Origin of the sequence: Brevibacterium sp. 50QC2O2, from assembly GCF_024580675.1 — a bacterium.
Lineage (GTDB): Bacteria > Actinomycetota > Actinomycetes > Actinomycetales > Brevibacteriaceae > Brevibacterium > Brevibacterium moorei.
Genome location: NZ_JANIJZ010000005.1, coordinates 159,764 through 181,556, shown reverse-complemented (window position 1 = coordinate 181,556; position 21,793 = coordinate 159,764). Strand labels below are relative to the sequence as shown.

Annotated in this window: 25 protein-coding genes; 17 read left to right on the top strand and 8 right to left on the bottom strand. The window is 68.3% G+C overall.

All coding sequences use genetic code 11. The annotated features are described in order from the left end of the window. The 5 genes from NQ038_RS15600 to NQ038_RS06260 all read left to right on the top strand — a co-directional run bounded on the left by NQ038_RS15600 (position 1) and on the right by NQ038_RS06260 (position 5,692). Complete coding sequence (locus NQ038_RS15600; protein ID WP_257056935.1) at positions 1-1,218, top strand: helix-turn-helix domain-containing protein; 1,218 nt, start codon at positions 1-3, stop codon at positions 1,216-1,218. Positions 1,219-1,319: 101 nt separating this feature from the next. After that, the gene (locus tag NQ038_RS06275) at positions 1,320-2,960 is read left to right on the top strand and encodes an OPT/YSL family transporter (RefSeq protein WP_257056936.1); all 1,641 of its coding nucleotides are present in this window, start codon (positions 1,320-1,322) and stop codon (positions 2,958-2,960) included. 3 nt (positions 2,961-2,963) lie between these two features. Then, complete coding sequence (locus tag NQ038_RS06270) at positions 2,964-4,037, top strand: DUF917 family protein (protein WP_257056937.1); 1,074 nt, start codon at positions 2,964-2,966, stop codon at positions 4,035-4,037. 27 nt (positions 4,038-4,064) lie between these two features. After that, the gene (locus NQ038_RS06265) at positions 4,065-5,012 is read left to right on the top strand and encodes a DUF1177 domain-containing protein (RefSeq protein ID WP_257048154.1); all 948 of its coding nucleotides are present in this window, start codon (positions 4,065-4,067) and stop codon (positions 5,010-5,012) included. Next, positions 5,012-5,692, top strand: coding sequence for an AroM family protein (locus NQ038_RS06260; protein WP_257056938.1), 681 nt, complete (start codon positions 5,012-5,014; stop codon positions 5,690-5,692). Before NQ038_RS06265 ends, NQ038_RS06260 begins: the two co-directional genes overlap by 1 nt. A gap of 28 nt (positions 5,693-5,720) precedes the next feature. Here NQ038_RS06260 and NQ038_RS06255 read toward each other — a convergent pair whose 3' ends face one another. From NQ038_RS06255 to NQ038_RS15595, 3 genes are read right to left on the bottom strand one after another with little or no spacing between them, the layout of a single operon-like run. Then, positions 5,721-5,996, bottom strand: coding sequence for a response regulator transcription factor (locus NQ038_RS06255; protein ID WP_257056940.1), 276 nt, complete (start codon positions 5,994-5,996; stop codon positions 5,721-5,723). A 54-nt stretch (positions 5,997-6,050) separates the two neighbouring features. Next, positions 6,051-6,398 carry a response regulator gene (locus tag NQ038_RS06250; protein WP_257056941.1) on the bottom strand — a complete coding sequence of 116 codons (348 nt, stop codon included), beginning with the start codon at positions 6,396-6,398 and terminating at the stop codon, positions 6,051-6,053. Positions 6,399-6,416: 18 nt separating this feature from the next. Beyond that, positions 6,417-7,673: a histidine kinase gene (locus tag NQ038_RS15595; RefSeq protein WP_257062137.1), complete on the bottom strand. Its 1,257-nt coding sequence runs from the start codon at positions 7,671-7,673 to the stop codon at positions 6,417-6,419. 139 nt (positions 7,674-7,812) lie between these two features. Here NQ038_RS15595 and NQ038_RS06240 point away from each other — a divergent pair, with 139 nt between their 5' ends. From NQ038_RS06240 to NQ038_RS06220, 5 genes are read left to right on the top strand one after another with little or no spacing between them, the layout of a single operon-like run. Beyond that, the gene (locus NQ038_RS06240) at positions 7,813-8,424 is read left to right on the top strand and encodes a DUF4352 domain-containing protein (RefSeq protein ID WP_257062136.1); all 612 of its coding nucleotides are present in this window, start codon (positions 7,813-7,815) and stop codon (positions 8,422-8,424) included. Between the two features lie 43 nt (positions 8,425-8,467). Beyond that, complete coding sequence (locus NQ038_RS06235; protein WP_257062135.1) at positions 8,468-9,067, top strand: PaaI family thioesterase; 600 nt, start codon at positions 8,468-8,470, stop codon at positions 9,065-9,067. Positions 9,068-9,077: 10 nt separating this feature from the next. Next, positions 9,078-9,683 carry a PaaI family thioesterase gene (locus NQ038_RS06230; RefSeq protein WP_257062134.1) on the top strand — a complete coding sequence of 202 codons (606 nt, stop codon included), beginning with the start codon at positions 9,078-9,080 and terminating at the stop codon, positions 9,681-9,683. Between the two features lie 8 nt (positions 9,684-9,691). After that, positions 9,692-10,102, top strand: coding sequence for a hypothetical protein (locus NQ038_RS06225; protein ID WP_257062133.1), 411 nt, complete (start codon positions 9,692-9,694; stop codon positions 10,100-10,102). Between the two features lie 42 nt (positions 10,103-10,144). Then, positions 10,145-11,104 (top strand): Lrp/AsnC family transcriptional regulator, encoded by a 960-nt coding sequence (locus NQ038_RS06220; RefSeq protein WP_257062132.1) that lies wholly within the window; start codon positions 10,145-10,147, stop codon positions 11,102-11,104. Positions 11,105-11,120: 16 nt separating this feature from the next. Here the strand turns inward: NQ038_RS06220 and NQ038_RS06215 are convergent, their stop codons facing one another. From NQ038_RS06215 to NQ038_RS06200, 4 genes are read right to left on the bottom strand one after another with little or no spacing between them, the layout of a single operon-like run. Further along, positions 11,121-12,197: an ABC transporter substrate-binding protein gene (locus NQ038_RS06215; RefSeq protein ID WP_257062131.1), complete on the bottom strand. Its 1,077-nt coding sequence runs from the start codon at positions 12,195-12,197 to the stop codon at positions 11,121-11,123. Continuing rightward, the gene (locus tag NQ038_RS06210) at positions 12,194-13,735 is read right to left on the bottom strand and encodes an ABC transporter permease subunit (RefSeq protein WP_257062129.1); all 1,542 of its coding nucleotides are present in this window, start codon (positions 13,733-13,735) and stop codon (positions 12,194-12,196) included. The genes NQ038_RS06215 and NQ038_RS06210 overlap by 4 nt, the downstream gene beginning before the upstream one ends. Beyond that, positions 13,732-14,154: an ATP-binding cassette domain-containing protein gene (locus NQ038_RS06205; protein WP_257048131.1), complete on the bottom strand. Its 423-nt coding sequence runs from the start codon at positions 14,152-14,154 to the stop codon at positions 13,732-13,734. Before NQ038_RS06205 ends, NQ038_RS06210 begins: the two co-directional genes overlap by 4 nt. Beyond that, the gene (locus NQ038_RS06200; protein ID WP_257062128.1) at positions 14,124-14,543 is read right to left on the bottom strand and encodes an ATP-binding cassette domain-containing protein; all 420 of its coding nucleotides are present in this window, start codon (positions 14,541-14,543) and stop codon (positions 14,124-14,126) included. Before NQ038_RS06200 ends, NQ038_RS06205 begins: the two co-directional genes overlap by 31 nt. Before the next feature lie 169 nt (positions 14,544-14,712). Between NQ038_RS06200 and NQ038_RS06195 the strand changes: the two genes are divergently transcribed. Genes NQ038_RS06195 through NQ038_RS06165 form a run of 7 tightly spaced genes read left to right on the top strand, consistent with a single transcriptional unit; the run spans position 14,713 to position 21,435 of the window. Further along, positions 14,713-16,083, top strand: coding sequence for an amidohydrolase family protein (locus NQ038_RS06195; RefSeq protein ID WP_257062126.1), 1,371 nt, complete (start codon positions 14,713-14,715; stop codon positions 16,081-16,083). A 13-nt stretch (positions 16,084-16,096) separates the two neighbouring features. Beyond that, positions 16,097-16,606 (top strand): hypothetical protein, encoded by a 510-nt coding sequence (locus tag NQ038_RS06190; protein ID WP_257056953.1) that lies wholly within the window; start codon positions 16,097-16,099, stop codon positions 16,604-16,606. A 12-nt stretch (positions 16,607-16,618) separates the two neighbouring features. Continuing rightward, complete coding sequence (locus tag NQ038_RS06185) at positions 16,619-17,788, top strand: pyridoxal phosphate-dependent aminotransferase (RefSeq protein WP_257062124.1); 1,170 nt, start codon at positions 16,619-16,621, stop codon at positions 17,786-17,788. After that, positions 17,788-18,693, top strand: a complete 906-nt coding sequence (locus NQ038_RS06180) for a cyclase family protein (protein ID WP_257062123.1) — start codon at positions 17,788-17,790, stop codon at positions 18,691-18,693. Before NQ038_RS06185 ends, NQ038_RS06180 begins: the two co-directional genes overlap by 1 nt. 39 nt (positions 18,694-18,732) lie before the next feature. Further along, positions 18,733-19,368, top strand: coding sequence for a bifunctional 4-hydroxy-2-oxoglutarate aldolase/2-dehydro-3-deoxy-phosphogluconate aldolase (locus tag NQ038_RS06175; RefSeq protein WP_257062122.1), 636 nt, complete (start codon positions 18,733-18,735; stop codon positions 19,366-19,368). After that, entirely contained in the window at positions 19,365-20,327 is a 963-nt protein-coding gene (locus NQ038_RS06170) for a sugar kinase (protein ID WP_257062121.1), read from the top strand. The genes NQ038_RS06175 and NQ038_RS06170 overlap by 4 nt, the downstream gene beginning before the upstream one ends. Positions 20,328-20,337: 10 nt before the next feature. Further along, a complete protein-coding gene (locus NQ038_RS06165) occupies positions 20,338-21,435 on the top strand; it encodes a diaminopropionate ammonia-lyase (protein WP_257062120.1) in 1,098 nt (365 codons plus the stop codon). A gap of 35 nt (positions 21,436-21,470) precedes the next feature. On the opposite strand, the gene NQ038_RS06160 is transcribed toward NQ038_RS06165, so the two are convergent. Further along, complete coding sequence (locus NQ038_RS06160; RefSeq protein ID WP_257062119.1) at positions 21,471-21,785, bottom strand: putative quinol monooxygenase; 315 nt, start codon at positions 21,783-21,785, stop codon at positions 21,471-21,473. Between the last annotated feature and the right edge of the window lie 8 nt (positions 21,786-21,793).

The following is a 21,793-nucleotide window of genomic DNA, read 5'->3' as shown; positions in this document are numbered from 1 at the left end:
GTGACGGTAGGCGATGAGGCGACGGTAGACGCAGACCGCATCGAGGCCGAACTGCGCCTGCCCGCCTACCGGGACCTGACCCCCACCCTGGACTACCTGGTGCGCACGCTGTCCGGCGCGGTCTACATCGAGGACGTCTCCGGGCGGCTGCTGTTCACCCATTCGGCACCGCACCCGGACGACTGGCGGTGGGACTTCACACCGTTATCGCAGCCCTCGGTCGCCGGGTTCGAGAAGTCCCTGCGGATCTGGTCGCGTTCGGGGCGGACCTATATCGCGATCCCGGGCGACCAGTCCTTCCGATACCGCCGCACGATCATCCCGCTGACCTATCACGGGCAGATCTTCGCCTTCGTCCACCTGGTCAACTCGCGCCTGCCCACGCCGGTCCCGCGCACCGAGGACAACACCGCGACCCGATTGGTCGCCATCCTCGGCGACAAGCTGTTCATGCTCGTCATGGGCCGGCTCAACGAATTCCGGCATCCCGACGCGCCCGCCGTCCCTTCCGGGGCCGAGGACGCGGTCGGCTGTGCGGTCACGACCCTGACCGCGGGCGTGGGCGGGCATCCGGCCGACCGGATCCTCGACCACGAATCGGTGGCCCGGCTGGCAGGCCTGGCCCTGCAGAGCGCTCTGCTGGCCGCCGGAGGGCCGGTGGAGACCGTGGATTCGCACATCGTCCACTCCGCCGACCGGATCGAGCTCGTCCAGCAGCTGCGCTTCGCCCGGCCGATGGACCCTGCAGCCCTCGAAGCGCTCTATCGCTCGGCCCTGCAGGACCTGGGCTGGCGACTGAACCTGGGGCTCGGCGTCATCTCCGACGGCACCGAACGCACCGAGCGAGCGGAGGCCGAGGCCAGGGCGCTACTGAGCATGGCCCCGCCGGATCACGACCGCACCAGGGTGTTCACCCGCGGCGACGGCGGTCTGCAGTCCCTGGCCCTGCTCAAACGCGGCGGCGCGGGTTTCACCCGCTATGCCGAGCACATCCGCGCTGTCCTGTACGCGGCGGACCCCGTGCTGGCCACGACGGCTGTGGCCTATGCCGGATCCGAATGCAATGCCTCGGACACCGCGGCGCGGCTGGCCGTCGACCGGCGCACCGTCAACCACCGACTCCACCGAATCGCGGAGATCACTGGCCTGGACCTGCCGGCCTTCCCCGCGAAGATCATCCTGTACCTGACATTCCTACCGGAGTCCCCGCTGGAGTAACACCCGCGTAATCCTGGTTTCCCACCCGGGAAATCGGGCTGCGGGATTTTCCCCGTTCCGGACATATCAGTGGCCGGGCCCACACCACTAGCGTGGCCGGTATGACTGACAACACCCTCACCGGGACCGTGTCGAAACGGACCCAGAACACGGTCTTCGTGATCGTGTCGATCGTGGTCGCGGTGTTCGGATCGATCATCGGCATGCAGCTGATCGCCCAGCTGGGCGTCACCCCGAACACCTCGATCATCGGCGTTCTCATCGCCATGATCATCGCCCGCATCCCGCTGGGCTGGTTCAAGCAGTTCCGCTCGATGGAATCGCAGAACCTCATTCAGACGACCATCTCCTCGGCCACCTTCGGCGCGGCCAACAGCCTGTTGCTGCCGATCGGCATCCCGTACGCCATGGGCCTGCCCCAACTGGTCTGGCCCCTGCTGATCGGCTCCGGCATCGCCCTGGCCATCGACGTCTTCATCTTCTACCGCGTCTTCGACTCACGCTTCTTCTCGGCCAATGAATCCTGGCCCTCCGGCGTGGCCACCGCCGAGGCGATGAAGGCCGGCGATCAGGGCGGCAAGAAGGCCTGGCTGCTGGGCGCCGGCATCGTGTTGGGCCTGATCGGCAGTTCGCTGGGCATCTCCATGTCCGCCTTCGGTGTGGCCTTCATCGGCAATATCTGGGCCCTGGCCTTCTTCGGCATCGGCCTGGTCGTCAACGGCTACGCCGAACCCTGGTTCGGCATCGACATCAACGCCCTCTACATCCCGCACGGCATGATGATCGGCGCGGGCCTGGTGGCCCTGCTGCAGTTCGTCTTCATGATGATCAATGCCGGACGGAAGAAGCGGCAGGGCGCCACTGCGCAGAGTGCCGCCCAGGATGCGGCCAAGGCCGAGAGCGTCAAGGGCGTGGGCCGGACCGAGGCCACCCGCAGCGAATCCGACGTCCGCAAAGCCTTCCTGACCGGCAATGTGCTGTTCATGGCCGGCGCCCTGATCCTGGCTCTGCTCGGCGGGCTGATCAGCCACATGTCACCCCTGGTGATCGTGGGCTTCGTGATCTTCGCCGGGGTCATCACCTTCTGCCACGAGATCATCGTCGGCATCGCCGCCATGCACTCCGGCTGGTTCCCCGCCTTCGCCGTCACCCTCATCTCGCTCATGCTGGGTCTGCTGCTGGGCTTCCCACCGGTGGCCCTGGCGCTGCTCACCGGCTATGTCGCGGCCTCCGGACCCGCCTTCGCGGATATGGGCTACGACTTCAAAACGGGTGCCCTGATCCGCCGCGGCGTCAGCGTCCAGGAGGAGATCTACGGCCGCCGCCAGCAGCTCAAGGCCGGCATCGTGGGCTTCGTGGTCGCCTTCGTCGTCGTGGCCATCGCCCACGACACCCTGTTCTCCCAGGGACTCATCCCGCCGGTAGACAAGGTCTTCGCCACCACGATCGAGCACGGGATCGGCGGCGAGGTGGGCCGTCAGCTGCTCATCTGGGCGATCCCCGGGGCCATCGTGCAGCTGATCGGCGGACCCAAGCGCCAGGTCGGCATCATGTTCGCCACCGGGCTGCTCATCGTCAACCCGCTGGCCGGCTGGGCGGTGCTCGTGGGCATCGTCCTGCGCTTCATCATCCTCAAAATCTGGGGCGAGAAGGGTGAGGCCATGTCCTTCACCCTGGCAGCCGGCTTCATCGCCGGCGACGCCCTGTACAGCTTCTTCTCCTCACTCTGGAAGGCACGGTAGAACATGTCTAGAACCCTGACCCGCGAAGACGGAATCGCGGCGGTCTACGGCGGCGGCGTCCTCGGCGGCGGGGGCGGCGGCCATCTGGCCGACGGCCTGGCCCGCGTCGAGCAGATCTTCGACGGCCACCTGCCCGCACCCACCCTGGTATCGCTAGACGAGCTGAGCCCGCTGGCCACAGTCGCCTGTGTGGCCCTGGTCGGTGCGCCCTCGGCCGCCGCGGCCCATATCGACGAGGCCCAGCTGATCGCCAGCGTGCGCGAACTGGCAGGTGCCGTCGAAGGCGAACTGGCCGCGCTGATGACCAATGAGAACGGACCCGCCACCACCATCAACGGCTGGCTGCAGGCGGCGGCCCTTGGCCTGCCGGTCCTCGACGCACCCTCGAACGGCAGGGCCCACCCCACCGGGGTGATGGGCGCCCTGCAGTTGCAGAAGGAGCCCGAGTACACCTCGGTCCAGGCCTTCGCCGGCGGCGCCGGAACCGCGGCCCTGACCGGGCACGTGGCGGGCAACCTGAACACGGCCGCCGCCGCGGTCCGCGCCCTGTCCGTGACCGCAGGCGGCATGGTGGGCGTGTGCCGCAACCCGGTGAGCATTCAGCGGGTGCGCGAATACGGCGCGGCCGGCGGCATCGGCTTCGCCATCGACCTGGGCCGGGCCCACCTGGCAGGGACCACCGGGGCCGAGAAGATCGCCAATGTCGTGGACTTCCTGGGCGGGAACGTGTGCTTCACCGGCACGGTGGACGGTGTCGAGCTGCGCCAGGAGGGCGGCTTCGACGTGGGCACCGTAACCCTGGGCGATGGCTCGCGCAACTGCGAACTGACCTTCTGGAACGAGTACATGACCGCCGAGCTCGCAGGCGAGCGCCTGGCGACCTTCCCCGACCTCATCATGACCCTGGACACCGAAACCGGTGCCCCCGTCGTCTCCGCCAGAATCGAGCAGGGGCAGTCCCTCACCGTCATCACGGCGGACAAATCGCGGCTGCGCCTGGGCGCCAGCATGTTCGACGCCGATCTGCTGGCGGGGATCGAACCCATACTCGGCAAGCCGATCGTGGCCCACCAGTAAGCCGTTCACCACCACCGTAAGGACATCATGCTCAAGCAGGTACTGGACACACTCGAAATCCTCGACTCCCCGCAGGCAAGCGGCCAGGCGGTCGCCCAGGCACTCACAGCGGCCGCCCCCGAGGCCTCGGCCCAGGGAATCGTCGCCGTCAGCGTGCAGCCGGTCGGCACCGACAAGGGCTCGACCGACTTCGTCAAGGTCACGATCAAGGGCACCGACGGCAAGGCCGCGGGTGGCTCGGCGCGGACCCTGGGCGTCATCGGCCGCTTGGGTGGCCTGGGTGCCAGGCCCACCCGGATCGGCTTCACCTCGGACGGCGACGGAGCGGCCTCGGCCATCGCGACCGCCTGGAAGCTGGTCCGGATGGCCGAACTGGGCGACCGGCTGCCCGGCGACGTCATCGTGGCCACCCACGTCTGCCCCGACGCCCCGACCCGCCCGCACAAGCCCGTGGAATTCATGGACTCCCCCGTGGACATGGGGATCATGAACCGCCACGAGGTCGATGAGGCGATGGACGCGATCCTGTCCATCGACACGACCAAGGGCAATAAGCTGGTCAACGTCAAGGGCATCTCCATCACCCCGGCGATCCTCGACGGCTATGTCATGGCAGTGCCCGATGACCTGCTCGACGTTCTGGAGATCGCCACCGGCCGGCCCGCCGTGACCTTCCCGATCACCAATCAGGACATCACCCCGTACGGCAATGGCGTCCACCACGTCAACAGCATCGTGCAGCCGGCCACTGCCGCCGAGGTGCCGGTCGTGGGCGTGGCCATCACAACCGAATCCCTGGTGCCGGGCTCGGCCACCGGGGCCAGCCACGAGATCGACATCGCCGATGCCGTGCGCTTCGCCATCGAAGTCGCCAAGGGCTTCGGCAAGGGCGATGTGCACTTCGTCAAGGACGATGAGGTCGCGATCCTGCAGCGCCTCTACGGCTCGCTGGGCCACCTGTACAAGGAGGCCTGATGACCATCGGCCTGCTGACCATCGGACAGTCCCCGCGAGTCGACATCACGGGCAATTTCGCCGGGTTCGACTTCGTCGAGGGCGGCGCCCTGGACGGGCTGAGCCTGGATGCCGTGCACCGCGATTTCGCGCCGGGACCCGACGACGTCGCCGCCGGGCACACGGTCTACGTGTCCCGGATGGCCGACGGGACCGAGGTCAAGGTGCTCAAGTCCGCCGTATCCCGCGGACTCCAGCAGCGCATCGACGAGATCGCCGGGGACTGCAGCGCCATCGTCGTGCTGTGCACGGGCACCTTCGAGGGCCTGCGCTCACCGGTGCCGCTGATCTTCCCCGATGAGGTGCTGCGGCGGGCCGTGGTGGACGGGGGTCTGGGGGCGCACCTGCACGTGGTGATGCCGGCGGCAGAACAACGGCCCTTCCTCGAGGGCAAGTGGGAGCCGGTGACGCAGCGCCGCAGCTTCTCCTCGGCCTCGCCCTATCAGCCCTTCCCCGCCGCCGAGGTCGCGCGTTCCGTTCTGCGCGACGGTACACCCAGCGGGGTCGTCTTGGACTGCATGGGCTTTAGGGCCGAACACCAGGAGGCGCTGGCGGCTGCCCTGGCCGAGGCCGGCGCACCCGATCTGCCGATCATCCTGCCCCAGCGGGCCGTCCCGGAGTACGTGGCCGGGCTGGAGTAGGCCGCCGGTTCGTACTGTCCCGTCCCGCCTACCGCAGCGCGCGATCCACGGCGAGCGCCAGGCCCGTCCTGGTGCCCACGCCCAGTTTCCGCCTGGCACTTTTCAGGTGACTCTTGACGGTGGTCTCCGAGAGGAACATGCGCGCGGCGATCTGCTGGTCCGTCAGGTCCTCGATGACCAGTTTCGCGGCCTCGAACTCCTGCGGGGACAGCAGGGCCACCCGTTCGCGGGCCTGGGAGCGCTGTACCAGCGTGGTGTCGCGGTGGATCTGCGCCAGCAGGGTGGCGGTGGCACCACCGGACATGAAGCCGTCGCCCGCGGCGATCCGCAGGATCGCTGCGGCCAGGGCCTGTGGGTCCTAGTTCTTGAAGATGTAGCCCACGGCTCCGGCCGCCACCGCCCGGGCCACGTCATCGCCGGCGTCCAGAGTGGTGAGCACTGCGATCGTGGGTGCGGGGGCCAGGGCCGCCAGCCTGGCGGTGGCCTCGAACCCGTCCATCACCGGCATCGCCAAGTCCATCAGCACCACCTCGGGGTAGTGCAGCGCGTACTGTTCCAGGGCCTCGGCCCCGTTGGCGGCGGTTCCCACAACCTCGATGGCCGGGACCGTGTCCAGGTAGCCGCCCACGAAGTTGCGCACCATGGGCTCGTCGTCGACGACCAGCACCCGCACCGGGGCGGGACGTTCGGGGATTCGCGGACTCACCCGAAGATCATAGTCGGCTCAGCCCTCGCCGGGCCACGGCAGAGTCGCGTCGACGATGAACTCGCCCTGGAACGGACCGATCCACACCTGGCCGCCCAGCCGCTGTGCCCGTTCCCGGATCCCGGTCAGCCCATTGCCCCCGCCGGGCACCTGGGCTCCCACGGCCGCCAACGGATTGGCCACCCTGATGCGCGCGCCCCGCTCCGGGTCCGCCGTCACCGATAGGCTGATCGGCGTTCCGGGAGCGTGTTTGGCCGCGTTCGTCAGCGCCTCCTGCACCATCCGGTACACCGAGTTCTCGAACACCGCGTTCGCGGGCTTCGCCCGGTCGACCATGATCATCGCATCGACGGGGGTACCCGTCTTGCGCACATTCGCCACCAGGTCGGGGATCCCATTCATCGCAGCGGTCGGCGGGGCGCCGGCGGCGCGTGGATTCGAGCGCAGCCCACCCACCAGGGTCCGCATATCGTTCAGTGCCTCGTTTGCCTGCCCCCGCAGGGCCGCAGCGGCCTGGGCGGTGGCGGTATCACCGGCCCGGCGTTCCAGAGCCGATGCCTGCATCGACATCAGGGAGAGGCGGTGGGCCTGCGAGTCATGGAGTTCGCGGGCCAACCGATCGCGTTCCCCGCGGCGGGCCAGCTCCTCGCGGGCATCGGTGGCCCTGCCCCGTTCGAGCGCTGCGCGCCGATTGGCGCGCAGCAGATAGCCAATCCCCACGCTGAGTCCATAGCAGGCCAGGGCGAGCAGTGCGAGCACGCTAGCGGTGGTGCCGCGGGTGACCAGGGCATCGGCCGAGGTGATTCCGGGATCCGAGTCCATCGGGACGAACAGCGCCCCCACCACGGTGTTCAGAGGATCGCGCAGGCTGTCGCGGATCACGGTGAAGACCAGGACGATCGCTGCTGCGATAGCGCTCATGCCGGCCTGCCGGCGGGTACCGCGCCGCACCAGCTGGTGGGTGCCGATGAGCATGAGCAGGTAGTCCATGCCGATGAGCGCCAGCACGGCTCCCGCGGCGAACGTCAGCCAGGGCACCCGGAAACGGAGGAAGACACTGCCCCACAGGATCATGGAGGTCAACCACAGGAGGATCTCGAGGGCGATCGGCTCGCTCGCGGCATCCGGCGCCCAGAAGAACGTCGTATGGCCGGTCGCATTCGCCTCGCCTAAGACGGAGAGGAAGATCGCCAGGAAGAAGTACAGGATGCCCAGGACGATGCGGCCGCCCTGGCGCAGCCAGGGCGGTACACCGGTCGTGGATTCAGGGGTCACCCCTCCAGATTAACCGGGCCCGGTGACACGGGAATCCTCCGATCGGTCGGGCGGGTGGGACCGATCGGAGGATGTGCGGGGCCCGGCCGGACCGCGAGTCTTGAGGGGCAAGAGAAACCCGAACAGAAACGGATCGGCCATGACCACTCCTCCCCCGAACCCCTACCCCTCCTACCCCGCACCGATCCCGCCCAAGAAGGGCAAGGGCAAGAAGATCGCCGGGTTCGGCTGCCTGGGCCTGATCGTCGTGGTGCTCATCGTCATCATCGCCTCGTGCGCTTCGATTCTCGGCGGTGGTTCCGACGGTGCGACCGGAGGGTCGGCTGCAGGATCCGGCGAGGACGCCCAGAAGTCCGCGCAGGTCGGCGACGCCGTGACCAGTGGGAACTTCGAGGTCACCGTCACCAAGGTGGGCAAAGACAAGACCAGGGTCGGCAATGAGTACCTCGGCAAGAAGGCCCAGGGCCGGTTCGTCCAGGTGAACATGACGATCAAGAACGTGGGCGACTCCGCGGAGTACTTCTCCGACACCGACGTCAAGCTCAAGGACGCCAAGGGCACGGAGTACTCCGCCGATTCCGAGGCCGCCGCCTACATCTCCGATTCCAACGCCCTGTTCGAGCAGATCAACCCGGGCAACACGAACAAGGGCATCGTCGTCTTCGACGTTCCCAAGAAGGTCATTCCGACCACGCTGGAGTTCCAGGGCGGGCTGTTCGACTCCCCCATCGCGGTGGACCTGACCAAGTAGGGGCTCGGCTGTGCGGAGGGGCTTGATCTGATAGAACGAACGTATGATCAATGAGCCCTCCGCCTACGCCGAGCACACGACGCGGCTGGCCCGCGAACTCACCGCGGCCCTCGTCGCCGAATCCGATGACACCACCCTGGCCGGCCGGGTCGCCGAAATCGCCTCCCGGCTGACCGAGGCCGCGGCGGCCCCGCAGGACGTGACCGTCGACGATCCGCTCGTCTTCCGCACGGTCTTCGGGGCCGGCCGCGGTCCTGTGACCTCGGCACGCAACCCCATCGCCCCACCCGTGGACGTCGACTTCGACGGCGAGCAGGCGGTGGGCCTGGTGACCCTGGGCCTGCAGTACCAGGGCCCGCCCAACCGCGTGCACGGCGGTATCGTGGCCCTGTGCTTCGACGATGTGCTCGGCGCCGCCGCCCATGTGGGCGGCCGGGTCCCGGCCTTCACCCGCGAGCTGACGATCACCTACGATGCGGCCACTCCCCTGGATACGCCCCTGGAGTTCCGCGCCTGGATCGAGTCGGAGTCCGGCCGCAAGCGCTTCATGGCCGGCGAGGTCAGAGCAGGTGGACAGGTCACCGCCCGGGCGCGCGGGCTGTGGATCTCCCCGCGCGAACCCATCGAATTCCCCGTACTGTAGGAGGACCAGGATGACAAACTACCCCATGACGACGACACCGTATGCCGAACACACGGCCCGCCTGGCCCGCGAACTCACCGCAGCGCTGACCACGCTCGACGACGATGCGGAGCTGGCGGGCCGGGTGCGCGTCCTGGCAGCGGAACTGGCCCGGACCTCGGCGGCACCGCAGGACGTCGTGGTCGACGATCCTTATCCGCAGTCCGTCTACGTGTCCACGGGCATCAACCCGATCGCCTCGGCGCGCAATCCGATCGCCCCGCCCATGCCGATCCGCTACGAGGGCGATATCGCCGTGGGCGAGGCCTCCCTGCCCCTGCAGTACCAGGGCCCGCCGAACCGCGTGCACGGCGGCATCCTCGCAGCCTGCTTCGACCAGGTCGCCGGAGCCGCGGCCCATGTGGGCGGGCGCCGCCCGTCCTACACCCGGGAGCTGACGATCACCTACGACGCCGCGACTCCCCTGAACACGCCGCTGGTGTTCCGCGGCTGGATCGACCGCGAGGAGGGCCGCAAGCGCTTCATGGCCGCCGAGGTCACAGTCGACGGGCAGATCACCGCCAGGGCCCACGGCCTATGGATCGCGCCGCGCGACCCAGCTGACTTCGGGAAGTAGTCTGCAGGGTGGCCGATAAACCCGAAGGACCGTGGTACGCATACGCCCCGCGCAGCGGAGCGGTCTTCAAGGGCGGCGACCCGGATGGATCCACGGCCGGTCCGGAGGACGACGAGGAACCGATGCTCGATGCGCAAGGGCGCAGAACGATCCGGTTCATGGAGGAGTACACCGTCGAATATCCCTTCTGGGAGGTCGGCCCAGGACCACTCGACGCCGCAGACCTGAGTCTGTCGGATGCGCTCGACCGGCGCTCCCGCAAGCTCATGGAGTTCTGGGAGGCGCATCACGAGTACGATTCGGGTTGGGACGCCGAGTCCAACCGCAATGAGTGGTACCGGCGCGGCGATGAGGTGATCGGGCACCTACTGCGCGAACTGGGCCCGGACTTCGTCGTCAGGGATGAGCGCTGGTCCTGAGCGCGGGACCAGCGCGAGAAGCGATATAGGCTGAACACCACTATGGAAGACCACGCCGTTCCCCTGCTCGACGATACGGACCTGCGGATCGTCGCCTGTCTGCGCGCATCCGGGCGGGCCACGGCAACGGAGATCGCCGAGGCCGCGGACATCGACTACGCCGCCGCCCGCCGGTGCCTGGCCCGCCTCCTGGACTCCGACACCGTGCAGATCACCGCCCTGGTCGACCCTGCACTGCTGGACCAGTCAGTCGTGGGCTTCCTATGGTTGCACTCACGCGCACTGCATACGGACATCGGCGTGCGCCTGGCGGCCAAACACGGAGTGAACTGGGCGACCCTGACCATCGACGGGCGCACCGCCGTCGCCCAGATCAACTGCGCCACGCCCGCCGAATTCCTCACCCTGACCGATGAGATCCGCTCCTGGCCGGGCGTCGACGCACTGGAGTCGGCGATCGTCATGCGCTCCTATATCGGCCCGCGCTCGGCCAGCACCTTCCGGCTGCCGGGGGCCTCGGCCACGGCCGAGCACTCCCCCACCCAGTGGCTGGGCAGCACCGCTCTGGAAGCGGTGGACGATACGGACCGGGAGATCCTGCACGTGCTGCGCGCCGATGGCCGCGCCACCCTGACCCAGATCGCCGAGGCCGTGGACATCCCGCTGTCCACCGCCCGCCGCCGCGTCAACCGGCTGCTCAGCTCGCCTGGCGTGCGCATGCAGTGCCGCGTCAAGCCGGCGGCCCTGGGCCTGGACTACTACGCCGGGGTCAGCATCAGGGTGCACCGCGACGCCGGCGGCCTGGCCCGCACCCTGGCCGTGCACCCGGCGACCTCCTGGGTGTCCGAGGTGACCGGCCCTGCCGCCGTGACCATCGAGTTCCTGGCCGCGGACCAGGCGGAGATGACCCGCGCGATCGACGCGGTACTGGCCGATGAGCGGGTCGCCGATGTGCGCGTCGACTACTACTCGCAGAACGTCAAGGACACCGGCCTGTGGTGACCGCTGGACACCCGCCTCAGTGATCGAGCATGTCGGCGGGGCTGCACCCGACCTTCGGCACTTCCTTGAGCTCGGGATTCTCCTTGTAGATCTCGTCGAGCAGCGAGGTGTCGAACAGGTCCTCGCGCTTGATATCGCCGAACCCCGACTGGGCCAGTGACTGCATGTTCTTCTCGATCAGGTCATCGCTCATCGTGAACAGCCCGTTCTTGCGCGTCTCATCGGTGACCATGATCTGCGAGTCCGCGCACAGGATCTTCTTCTGCGCATCCGCGTCGAGCCCCAGGTCCTTGCCGTAGGTGTGCAGGGCGTAGTCCGCGGCCTGGTCCGGATCTGCCAGAGCATCGCGCCAACCGCGCACCTCGGCCTTCAGCGCCGCCTTGATCTGCGGTCGCTTGGTCTTCAGCGCATCGCCGGTGACCTCATAGCAGTACGTCATATTGTGGATCCCGAACTGGCTGACCAGATCGCGCCGGTAATCGAAGCCGATGTTGTTCAGCGCCACCATGTACTCCGGCCCGAAGGCCAGCACCGCGTCGACCTCGCCGCCGGCCAGGGTCGTCGCATCACCCTGCCAGGGCACCACGGTCACGGACTTCGGGTCGATCTTATTGGCCTCGAAGATCGCCTGGATGACCGGTTGATTCGCGTCCTGGACCGCGATCTTCTTGCCCACCAGATCCTTGGCCCCGGCGATCCCGGAATCAGCCGCGGAGATCACCGCGATCGGCGTCTCCTGGTACTGGCAGCCCACGATCGACAGCGGAGCGCCGGCCTTGATCGCCTGGGCGGCGTAGTCGGGCCCGTCGATGCCGTAGAGCGCATTGCCCTGCACCACGTCGCTGGCCACCGGGGGCGAGGCCTGGCCGCCGGAGAGCAGCTCCGCCTTGGAGAAGCCCTCGTCGGTGTAGTAGCCGTGCTGATCGGCGAAGTAGGCGCCGGCCGCGGTGATGTCCTTCTGCCAGGACAGGCGCACATAGAGTTCGCCGAACTCGCTGGTGTCGGCCACGGACCCGCAGCCGGTCAGGGCCATGACGCCTGCGGTGAGCACGGCGCCCAGGGACAGGCCCCGGCGCTTGGAGAAGAGTTTCATACCAGCCTCCTGGACCGGCGGTAGGCGATTTCGATGAAATCGACCAGCGCATAGAGGATCACGGACGCGGCGGTCGCGAAGACGACGCCGGACCACAGGCCCGCGAAGTTGAACTTGGTGACGTCCTGGATGAAGGCGGCGCCCAGGCCTGTGCCGGTGGCCAGCCATTCGGCCATCAGCGCGCCCATGATGGCGTTCGGCAGGGTCACCCGCAGGGCGGAGAACAGATACGGCACCGAGGCCGGCAGCACCACGAAGCGCGCCTGCGCACCGGACTTCCCGCCCAGCGAGTCGACGATCCCCAGCAGCGCCTTGGGCGCCGTGGCCATGCCCTCGAGCATGATGAGGAAGGCGGGGAAGAACACGATGATCGCGACGATCACCGTCACCGCGGTGTAGGACCGGCCGATCGCGATGAACATGATCGGGGCGATCGCCACCAAGGGGGCGGCTCGCAAGATCATGGCGATCGGCATGATGAGGTCGGCGAACCAGCTCACGCGGGTGGCCAGCAGGGCGCACAGGATCGCCAGCACGATGCCGACGGCGAACCCGCCCCCGGCGTCGCCCAGGGTGATCCACAGATTGTGGAAGACCTCGGCGCGACCGGTCGGATCGGCCGCGAACAGGTAGCCGGCCACGTCCAGCGGGGACTTGCCGATCACCGGGTTCATATCGGCCAGGCCGATGCCCACCCACCAGATCGCCACCAGCACGATGGCCGAGCCGATGATGCCGAAGACGTTGACCCAGATCCGCTGATCGGGGCTGGACTGCACGGGCGTGATGTCCGCAGCCCAGCGCAGCAGGCGCTTGCCGATCCACGCGACGATCGCATACCCGATGCTCGAGACCAGCACCATGACGACGATGATGCCCCAGGCCCGGTCGATCTCCAGTTCCTTCTGCGCGCGCACCAGGACGACGCCCAGGCCGTTGTCCACCCGGCCCAGGTACTCGCCGAAGATCGCGCCCATCAGCGCGCCGGGCACTGCCAGTTTCAAACCGGAGAACAGGTTGGGCAGGGCGTACCACCAGCGCACGAAGCGCAGCTTCTGGCCCTTCGACCCGCCCAGGGAGTCGACGATCGACAGCGTGCCCTTATCGCTCATCGACAGGCCGTCGATGACGTTGTTCAGGGTGATGAAGAGGACCGCGGCGGCCGACAGCACGACCATCGGGGTGCGCCCGTGCAGGGCGGTGACCAGAATCGGGCCGATCGCCACGATCGGCACGCTATAGGCGAAGAGCGCCAGCTGGGATACGAAGGGCCTGATCACGGGGAAGAACGCGGTGAGCGCGCCCAGCAGGATCGCCAGGCCGTTGCCCCAGACGAAGCCCTGGGCGGCCTCTCCCAGGGTGGCCAGCAGATTGCGGCCGTAGAAGTCCCAGCCGTCGGCGAACAGCCGGCTGAACACGGCGCCGGGTCCCGGAACCACCCCGCCACGCGATTCGAAGGCCAGGGCGGTCAGCCACCAGACCACCACGACCAGCACCAGTACGCCCGCATAGCGGGTACTGCGGACCAGGCGGGTCACTGTGCGTCCTCGCCGAACAGGATGTCGGAGATCTCGTCGACGACCCGGTGGAACTCGGGGCTGCGCAGGGTCTCGGCGGTGCGCGGACGCGGAATCGGGACCTCATAGACGGCGGCGATCGTGCCGGGGCGCCCGCTCATCACGATGACGCGGTCACTGAGCAGCACGGCCTCGGGGATCGAGTGGGTGACCATCAGGGTGGTGGGCTGGGAGGCCAGCCAGATGTCCTGGAGTTCGAAGTTCATCCGCTGTCGGGTGACATCGTCCAGGGCGCCGAAGGGCTCGTCGAGCAGCAGCACCTCGGGGGTGCGGACCAGGGCGCGCGCGATGCTGGCGCGCTGGCGCATGCCGCCGGAGAGCTGGCTGGGGTAGGCCTTGGCGAAATTGCTCAGGCCCACCAGTTCCAACAGTTCGTCCACCCGGGGGTGTCCACGGTTTCCCCTGCGATCTTGTACGGCAGTTCCAGGTTCCCCCGCACCGTGCGCCAGGGCATCATCGCGGAATCCTGGAAGGCCACGCCCACCCGGTGGGCCCGGCGGACCGCGTCGGGGCTCTGCCCGTGGATCGTGGCGGTGCCGGAGAATTCCGTGTCCAGGCCACCGAGGACGCGCATCACGGTGGACTTACCGCAGCCCGAGGGCCCGATGATGGACACGAAGTCGCCGCGGCTCATCGCGAAACTCACATCGGTCAGCGCTGTGACGTCGCCGGAGCGGGTGTGGAAGACCTTCTCCAGGTCATTCACCTGGACGCCGGGCGCATTGCCGCCCGGGCTGGTAGGTACAGGGGTGGGGCGGTCTGTCGCCATGAAGGACTCCGAAATCTCCGGTAAGAGGGTGCCGTGAAGGCGCGATGACTGGTGTTGCATAGCATATTTCGCCGTTGCTATCCTGGCAACTATTGAACGTCTTACCGGCTGAGCTGACAAACTCTTGCCATCGATACACATGTATTGGCATATTCCTAGGAGCCGCCCTGTGACCGCACCCAAAACCGTCGACACCATCGTCGAACATGCCTATATCGTCACCTTCGACGACGCCGGCACCGTCCTGGCGGACGGCTCGATCGCGATCGCAGACGGCGCGATCACCGCGGTCGGCGAGGCCGCGGACATCGCAGCCGCCTACACCGCCGCCGAGGTCATCGACGGGCGCCACCGGCTGGCGATGCCCGGCCTGATCGACGCCCACACCCACATCGCGCAGACCATGATGAAGGGCCTGTTCCCCGAACTGCAGCGCAAGGGCAAGCAGGAATGGCCCGTGTGGCGCCGCTACCTCATCCCCTTCGAGGCGAACCTCTCGGGTGAGGACATGGAACTGTCCATGCAGCTGGCGGCGGCGAACATGCTGGCCCACGGCACCACCACCTTCTACGACGCCGGCGGCCCACACCCGCACCACACTGCGCGCGCGGCCCTGGCCACCGGAATGCGCGGGATGATCGGCCGGTCCACCCTGGACGACTCCACGGAGATCCCCGAATCCATGCGGATGACCACCGACGAGGCGATCGAGGAGAACATCCGCCTGGTCGAGGACTACCCCGCCGGCGGTCTGATCACCGGTTCCATGGCGCTGCGCCAGATCATGAACTGCTCCCCGGAGCTCATCACCACGATCCACGCCGAGGCCCTGGCCCGCGGCGCCAAGGTCCACTCCCACCTGCTGGAGGGCACCGACGAGATCGACTACGCGGTGGCCCGCTACGGCAAGCGCCCCATCGACTTCCTCGTCGACCTCGGCGTCTTCGATGAGACCCTGCACGCCGCCCACGCGGTCTACGCGACCCCCTGGGACGTGCAGAAGTTCCGCGAACACGGCCCCAGCGTGGCCCACTGCCGCAACAACTACAACTTCGGCACCCCGCGGGCCCTGGAGTACTGGCGCGCAGGCGTCCCGATCGGCCTGGGCACCGACGGCGCCGCGACCAGCCAGGGCATGCTCGACATGTTCCGCATCGCCTCGGGCGTGACCATGGGCCAGCAGTACACCTACGGCCCCGTGGTCCACGAACTCGACGCGATCGCCCCGGACGAGGCCCTGCAGATGGCCACCCGAGGCGGCGCCGCCGCGCTGGGCATGGCCGGGCGGATCGGCCAGCTGACCGCCGAGGCCAGGGCCGATATCGTGCTGCTCGACCTCGACAGCGTCGACGCCTCGGTTTCGGTCACCCCGTTCAGCTACCTGGTCGATGGCGCGACCGGTCACGATGTCGATACCGTGTTGGTCGACGGGCGCACCGTCGTGTCCGGCGGCGAGGTTCTGACCGTGGACGTGGACCGCGTCGTGTCCGCCGCGCGCACCCGCCAGATCGAACTCGTCAACGACTTCAACGTCTTCTAAAAGGAGAAAACCCATGGAACCCTTCGACCTCGACGGCGGCCGCAGCCACCTGGTGCCGGAACTCATGGTCCTCGACATCGCCAAATCCCGGACCTTCTGGGTCGACCTGCTGCCCAGCGAGGTCGTCATGCACCGCGAGGCGCACGACTACCTGCGCATCGGCGAGGCCGAGATCATGATCTGCCAGGCCACCCGCCACTGGTCCACCGGCCCCTTCGATCCGCCGCTGGGCCGCGGGGTCAACTTCAAGATCTTCATCGACGACCCCGACGCGCTGCGCAATGAGCTGGTGGCCGCCGGCTACCCGATCTTCGAGGATATGAGCGAGGAATGGCCCGTGCAGGACGGCCTGGCCCGCGGCTACCGCCAGTTCCTCGTGCAGGACCCCGACGGCTACCTGGTCCGCTTCGCCAAGAAGCTCGGCGTGCACCCCGAAGAGGAGGAGACCGCACCCCCGGCCGACGCCGTTTTCGCCTCGGACACGGACGCCGAGGCAGCCACGAACGCCGAAGACCGCGCATGAGAGACTGACCACATGTATTTCTCCCCCGCTATCGCGAACATGCCCGCCTCCGGAATCCGTCGCATTGGAGAACTGGCCGCGGCCCGGCCCGGCACCATCACCCTGCAGGTCGGCGAACCCGATGCCGACACGCCCGCGAACATCAACGCGGCAGCCGCCAAGGCGATGACCGATGGCCACACGCACTATGAGCCGAACGCGGGCATCGTGCCCCTGCGCAAGGCCCTGGCGCACAAGGTCACCACGGTCAACCGGGTGCCGGCCGACTGGTCGAACATCGTCGTGACCAATGGTGCGGTGGAGGGCCTGTTCACGGTCCTGGCCAGTGTCGCGCAGGCCGGGGACGCGGTCATGATCCCGGACCCCAGCTGGCCGAACTATTCGATGATGGCCAAGATCCTGGGGGTGACCGAACAGCTCTACCCGATGGACACGCGCACCGGCGCGATCGACGTGCAGGTGCTGGAATCGATGGTCACGCCCGCGACCAGGGCGATCATGATCAACTCGCCCTCGAACCCGCTGGGCACCCTGCTCAGCCAGGAGAACCTGCGCGAGATCTACGATTTCGCGGTCCGCCACGACCTGTGGATCCTCGCCGACGAGGTCTACGACCAGTTGGTCTTCAACGGCACCATGGTCTCCATGGGCCGCGTCGAGGCCGATGCACTGGGTCTGCCCGACGATCAGATCCCGGCTGCCAGCCGAGTGATCAGCGTGTACTCCTTCTCCAAGACGTATGCGATGACCGGCTGGCGCGTGGGCTACCTGGTCGTGCCCGATGCGCTGACCGATGCGCTGACGAAGATCCAGGAGCCCGTGGTCTCCTGCGTCAACACCCCCGCCCAGTACGCGGCCCTGGAGGCCCTGACCGGCCCGCAGGACTTCGTGACCGAAGCGCGCGCCCGCTACGGCGAACGCGCCAAGCTGGCCCAGCGCCTGTTCGCCGATGCCGGCATCGACGTCACCGCCCCGGACGGCGCCTTCTACCTGTGGGTGGACACGCACGGAGATGCCCAGGAGATCGCGGAGAAGCTCGTGATCGACCACGGCGTCGCGGTGGGTCCCGGACCGGCCTTCGGACCCTCGGGCAAGAGCGCGATCCGCCTGACCCTGGCCTCTTCGGAAGCGGACCTGACCGAGGGCATCCGGCGCATCATCAACTCCGGGCTCATCGAATAATGGATCTCGGCGGCGAACTCTTCTCCGGGCCCCGGCAGTGGGACCGCTGGCCGGCCGGCGATGAGCTGGGCCGGGCGAATCTGCTCGACGCGGCCAACGTCCTGCGGGCGGCCTCGGCGATCCGCACGGGCAAGCGGTACTCGCTGGCGCTGGTGCTCAACTCGGCCGCCGGCGACGCCGTGCTCGAGGGCCGGCCGGCCACCGAGCACCGGATGCTGCGCGAGCACGCGGACTACGTGTCCGGGCGCGTGGCCGAGGTGCCCGGCGGGATGCGCTCGACCGACGACACGATCATGCTGGCCTGCCACGGCACCACGCACATCGACGCACTGGGCCACGCCTACGCCGGGGACACGCTCTACGCCGGGGTGCCGGCTGAGTCCACCAATGGTGGGTTGGAGCATGCCGATATCGCCGCCGTTGCCGCCCGCGGCGTGGTGGGTCGCGCCGTGCTGGTCGACCTGCCCCGCTTCCGCGGCACCGAACGCGTGCCACGCGGTGAGCACATCACCATCGCCGAGGTGAAAGCCGCCCTGGCACACCAGGGCACCCGGGTGCAGGCCGCGGACACCCTGTTGATCCGCACCGGCACGGCGCCGTTCCTCTCGGTGGAGGAACCGGTGGACGAGCCGGGGCTCAGTTTCGAGCCGGAGCTGCTGGACTTCCTCGACGAATTCGATATCGCGGGCCTTGGCACGGACACCCTGTGCAATGAGCAGGCACATTCGTCGACAGTGGCAGCGGACTATCCGCTGCACGTGGTGCTGCAGCGCAATCTGGGGATCCTGTTCCACGAGGCCCTGTGGTTGGAGGACTGGGCTAACGACTGCGCCGCCGACGGTGTCTACGAGGCCTTCTACGTCGCAGCCCCCTGCGCCTGCGCCATGGGTCCGGTGGGCCCGTGAACCCGATCGTCATCAAATAATCCAAGCGTCAGGAGCATCATGTCAGCCGCCACCCCCAGCATCATCGCCTCCCTCGACGGACGCAGGATCGTCGCCGTGCTGCGTGCGTCTTCCGCCGATGCCTACCGTCCCGTCGTCGCCGCCCTGGTCGAATCCGGGGTCGAGGCGATCGAGCTGACGCTGACCACGCCTGGCACTCTTGAGGCCCTACCGGAACTGGTCGAGCAGTTCCCCGACGCCCTGCTGGGCGTGGGGACCGTGCGCACCGCCGAACAGGCGAGCGCCGCGGCTGCCGGGGGTGCGAAGTTCGTGGTGGCGCCCAATCTCAATGAGTCCGTGGTCGCCGCAGCACACGCCGCCGGTGTGCCCGCCCTGCCGGGTGTGATGACCCCCAGCGAGGTCGCCCTGGCCCTGGAACTGGGCTGCGATGCCGTGAAGGTCTTCCCCGCCCAGACCCTGGGCGCGGGCTATTACAAGCATCTGCAGGGACCGTTCCCCGGACTCCAGGCAATCCCCTCGGGCGGCGTCGACCTGGCCGAGGCCCGGGCCTGGTTGGCAGCCGGGGCGCCCGCCGTGAGCGTGGGCGGTCCGCTGCTGGGCGACGTGTTCAAGGGTGGTTCGGTGGACGCGTTGCGGCAGCGCACCGCCGAGTTCGTGGCGGCACTGAACGCATGATGGAGTTCCGGCACGTCGTCAGCATCGGCGAGACCATGGGCTTGATCCGGGCGGGGCAGGCCGGGCGCCTGGCCCCCGGGTCCGCACTGGTCGCGGGCATGGGCGGGGCCGAGTCGAACTTCGCGATTGCCCTGGCCAGGTTGGACCGGCCGGCGGCGTGGATCAGCTGGGTGGGCGATGACGACTTCGGCCGGCTCATCATGCGCGAGCTGCGCGCCGAGGGCGTTGTCGCAGTGCACCAGGATTACGCCGAGGGCGCACCCACCGGTCTGATGGTCAAGACCACTCCCCTGCCGGGGCGGCAGTCGGTGACGTATTACCGGAAGGGTTCGGCGGCCTCGCGCATGACACCGGCCGATGTGCCGGACGATCTGATCGCCCAGGCCGGGGCCCTGCACATCACGGGCATCACCCTGGCGATCTCGGAATCGGCCAGGGATACGGCCTTCCATGCCGCCCGGGTGGCCCGTGCCGCCGGGGTGCCGGTGTCCTTCGACGTCAACCACCGCGGCAGGCTGTGGACCGAGGCCGCGGCCCGGCCGGTCTACCGTGAGTTCGCCGCGCTGGCCGATATCGTCTTCGCCGGGCCGGAGGAGGCCCGGCTGGTCCTGGGTTCCAAGGAGTCGGACATCGAGTGCCTGCTGCACGGCCTGGCAGAGCTGGGCTCGGGCCTGCCCGTGATCAAGGACGGGGCCAATGGCGCCCATGCGCTGGTGGACGGCACGTCGATCTTCCAACCCGCGGTGCCCGTGGCAGCGGTCGACACGGTGGGTGCAGGCGATGGCTTCGCCGCGGGCTTCATCGATGCCCGGCTGGACGGGTTGGACGCGGCCCGGTGCCTGGAGTTGGGCGCCCAGGTCGGCGCCTTCGCCTGTTTAAGCCACGGCGACTGGGAGGGCTACCCCACCCGCGCGGACCTGACGGCCTTCGCCTCCGGCGGCGACGCGGTGAACCGCTAGGGTTTCATGTATGACGAACGCCCAGAGCCCGGAACCACATTGGCAGCCCAATCGGCGGGATATCGATTGGACGTGCGATCCGGTGCCCTCGGCGCCATACGAATTCCATCGTGGCCTGGCCGGCTATGCGCCCACTACCCTGGTCGACCTGCCGGAGCTGGCGCAGGAGCTCGGCGTGGCCCGCGTCCTGGCGAAAGACGAGTCCAACCGATTCGGTCTGCCCGCGTTCAAAGCGCTGGGTGCATCCTGGGCGCTGCATCGCGCCCTTGAGGCGCGCGGCGGCGACGCTCAGGAACAGTTCGCCGTGGTCACGGCCACCGATGGCAATCATGGCCGGGCGGTGGCGCACTTCGCCCGGCTGGCAGGCCATCCATCCCGCATCTTCATCCCGGCCGGGGGCGTCCATCCCAGCGCGGTCATGGCCATCAGGGCAGAGGGCGCGGAGATCGTCGAGGTCGCGGGCAGCTACGACGATTGCGTGCGGGCCGCCGCGGCCTCGGCCTCCGAACAGGGCGACGTCCTCGTGCAGGACACCGCCTGGGACGGCTACCGGGATGTGCCGACGTGGATCGTCGAGGGCTACACGACCATGTTCACAGAGCTCGATGCCCAACTCGGGGCGCTGGGCGCCGGTGAGCCGGATGCGGTATTCGTGCCCACCGGAGTCGGATCCCTCCTGCAGGCGGCGCTCGCACACTACCGCGCACGCAACGCGGTGCCGGGGACCGCCGTCATCGCCGTCGAACCGAGCGATGCGGCCTGTATTGCGGCGAGTCTGCACGCAGGTCGGCCGGTTTCGGTCGATACACCGGGGACCATCATGTCTGGGCTCAACTGCGGGACGCCGTCCTCGCTTGCCTGGCCATTCATTCATCACGGTTTGGACGCCGCGGTGGCCGTTGCAGATGCCGAGGCCGTGGCCGCCGGGCACCGACTCGCCGAGTTCGGGGTGGCGGCCGGACCCTGTGGCGCCGCGGCCCTGGCCGGTGCCCGACGTGCACTACTCGGTGACGACGCCGCTGAGCGCCGCCGTCACCTGGGTGTGAACGCCACGAGCACGCTGGTGTTGACGATCACCGAGAGCATCGAGGCGAACCCTCTCGACTAGCTCTCAAGCATCGCAAGCGCAGATCGTTCAACCACTCAGATGGCGAATTCCTCGACCACGCGGTTGTCCAGCAGCGGGATGATCTTGGCCTTGCCGATGGCCGCGAAGTGCTCGGACTCGCGGTGCACGGTGAAGGCATCGGCGTCGACATAGCGCTCCACGATGAGGATCTCGCCGGCGTTCGAGCCGGGGGCGTAGAAATCGTAGGACACATTGCCGGCCTCCCGACGGCTGGCCTCGGTCAGTTCGACCAGCAGTTCGAGCACCCGCGCCTCGTTGCCGGCGGCCGGGTAGTAGTGGGCCAGCGCTAGGAAATGCGCGGTCTGTCCGGCGGTCTTGTCATCGGTCATTGTGTCTC

What these genes read in the sequence shown, in the direction of transcription:
- NQ038_RS06275 (WP_257056936.1), top strand. Translation starts at nt 1,320, where the DNA reads ATGACTGACAACACCCTCACCGGGACCGTGTCGAAACGGACCCAGAAC.
- NQ038_RS06270 (WP_257056937.1), top strand. Translation starts at nt 2,964, where the DNA reads ATGTCTAGAACCCTGACCCGCGAAGACGGAATCGCGGCGGTCTACGGC.
- NQ038_RS06265 (WP_257048154.1), top strand. Translation starts at nt 4,065, where the DNA reads ATGCTCAAGCAGGTACTGGACACACTCGAAATCCTCGACTCCCCGCAG.
- NQ038_RS06260 (WP_257056938.1), top strand. Translation starts at nt 5,012, where the DNA reads ATGACCATCGGCCTGCTGACCATCGGACAGTCCCCGCGAGTCGACATC.
- NQ038_RS06255 (WP_257056940.1), bottom strand. Translation starts at nt 5,996, where the DNA reads ATGTCCGGTGGTGCCACCGCCACCCTGCTGGCGCAGATCCACCGCGAC.
- NQ038_RS06240 (WP_257062136.1), top strand. Translation starts at nt 7,813, where the DNA reads ATGACCACTCCTCCCCCGAACCCCTACCCCTCCTACCCCGCACCGATC.
- NQ038_RS06235 (WP_257062135.1), top strand. Translation starts at nt 8,468, where the DNA reads ATGATCAATGAGCCCTCCGCCTACGCCGAGCACACGACGCGGCTGGCC.
- NQ038_RS06230 (WP_257062134.1), top strand. Translation starts at nt 9,078, where the DNA reads ATGACAAACTACCCCATGACGACGACACCGTATGCCGAACACACGGCC.
- NQ038_RS06220 (WP_257062132.1), top strand. Translation starts at nt 10,145, where the DNA reads ATGGAAGACCACGCCGTTCCCCTGCTCGACGATACGGACCTGCGGATC.
- NQ038_RS06215 (WP_257062131.1), bottom strand. Translation starts at nt 12,197, where the DNA reads ATGAAACTCTTCTCCAAGCGCCGGGGCCTGTCCCTGGGCGCCGTGCTC.
- NQ038_RS06200 (WP_257062128.1), bottom strand. Translation starts at nt 14,543, where the DNA reads ATGGCGACAGACCGCCCCACCCCTGTACCTACCAGCCCGGGCGGCAAT.
- NQ038_RS06190 (WP_257056953.1), top strand. Translation starts at nt 16,097, where the DNA reads ATGGAACCCTTCGACCTCGACGGCGGCCGCAGCCACCTGGTGCCGGAA.
- NQ038_RS06185 (WP_257062124.1), top strand. Translation starts at nt 16,619, where the DNA reads ATGTATTTCTCCCCCGCTATCGCGAACATGCCCGCCTCCGGAATCCGT.
- NQ038_RS06180 (WP_257062123.1), top strand. Translation starts at nt 17,788, where the DNA reads ATGGATCTCGGCGGCGAACTCTTCTCCGGGCCCCGGCAGTGGGACCGC.
- NQ038_RS06175 (WP_257062122.1), top strand. Translation starts at nt 18,733, where the DNA reads ATGTCAGCCGCCACCCCCAGCATCATCGCCTCCCTCGACGGACGCAGG.
- NQ038_RS06170 (WP_257062121.1), top strand. Translation starts at nt 19,365, where the DNA reads ATGATGGAGTTCCGGCACGTCGTCAGCATCGGCGAGACCATGGGCTTG.
- NQ038_RS06165 (WP_257062120.1), top strand. Translation starts at nt 20,338, where the DNA reads ATGACGAACGCCCAGAGCCCGGAACCACATTGGCAGCCCAATCGGCGG.
- NQ038_RS06160 (WP_257062119.1), bottom strand. Translation starts at nt 21,785, where the DNA reads ATGACCGATGACAAGACCGCCGGACAGACCGCGCATTTCCTAGCGCTG.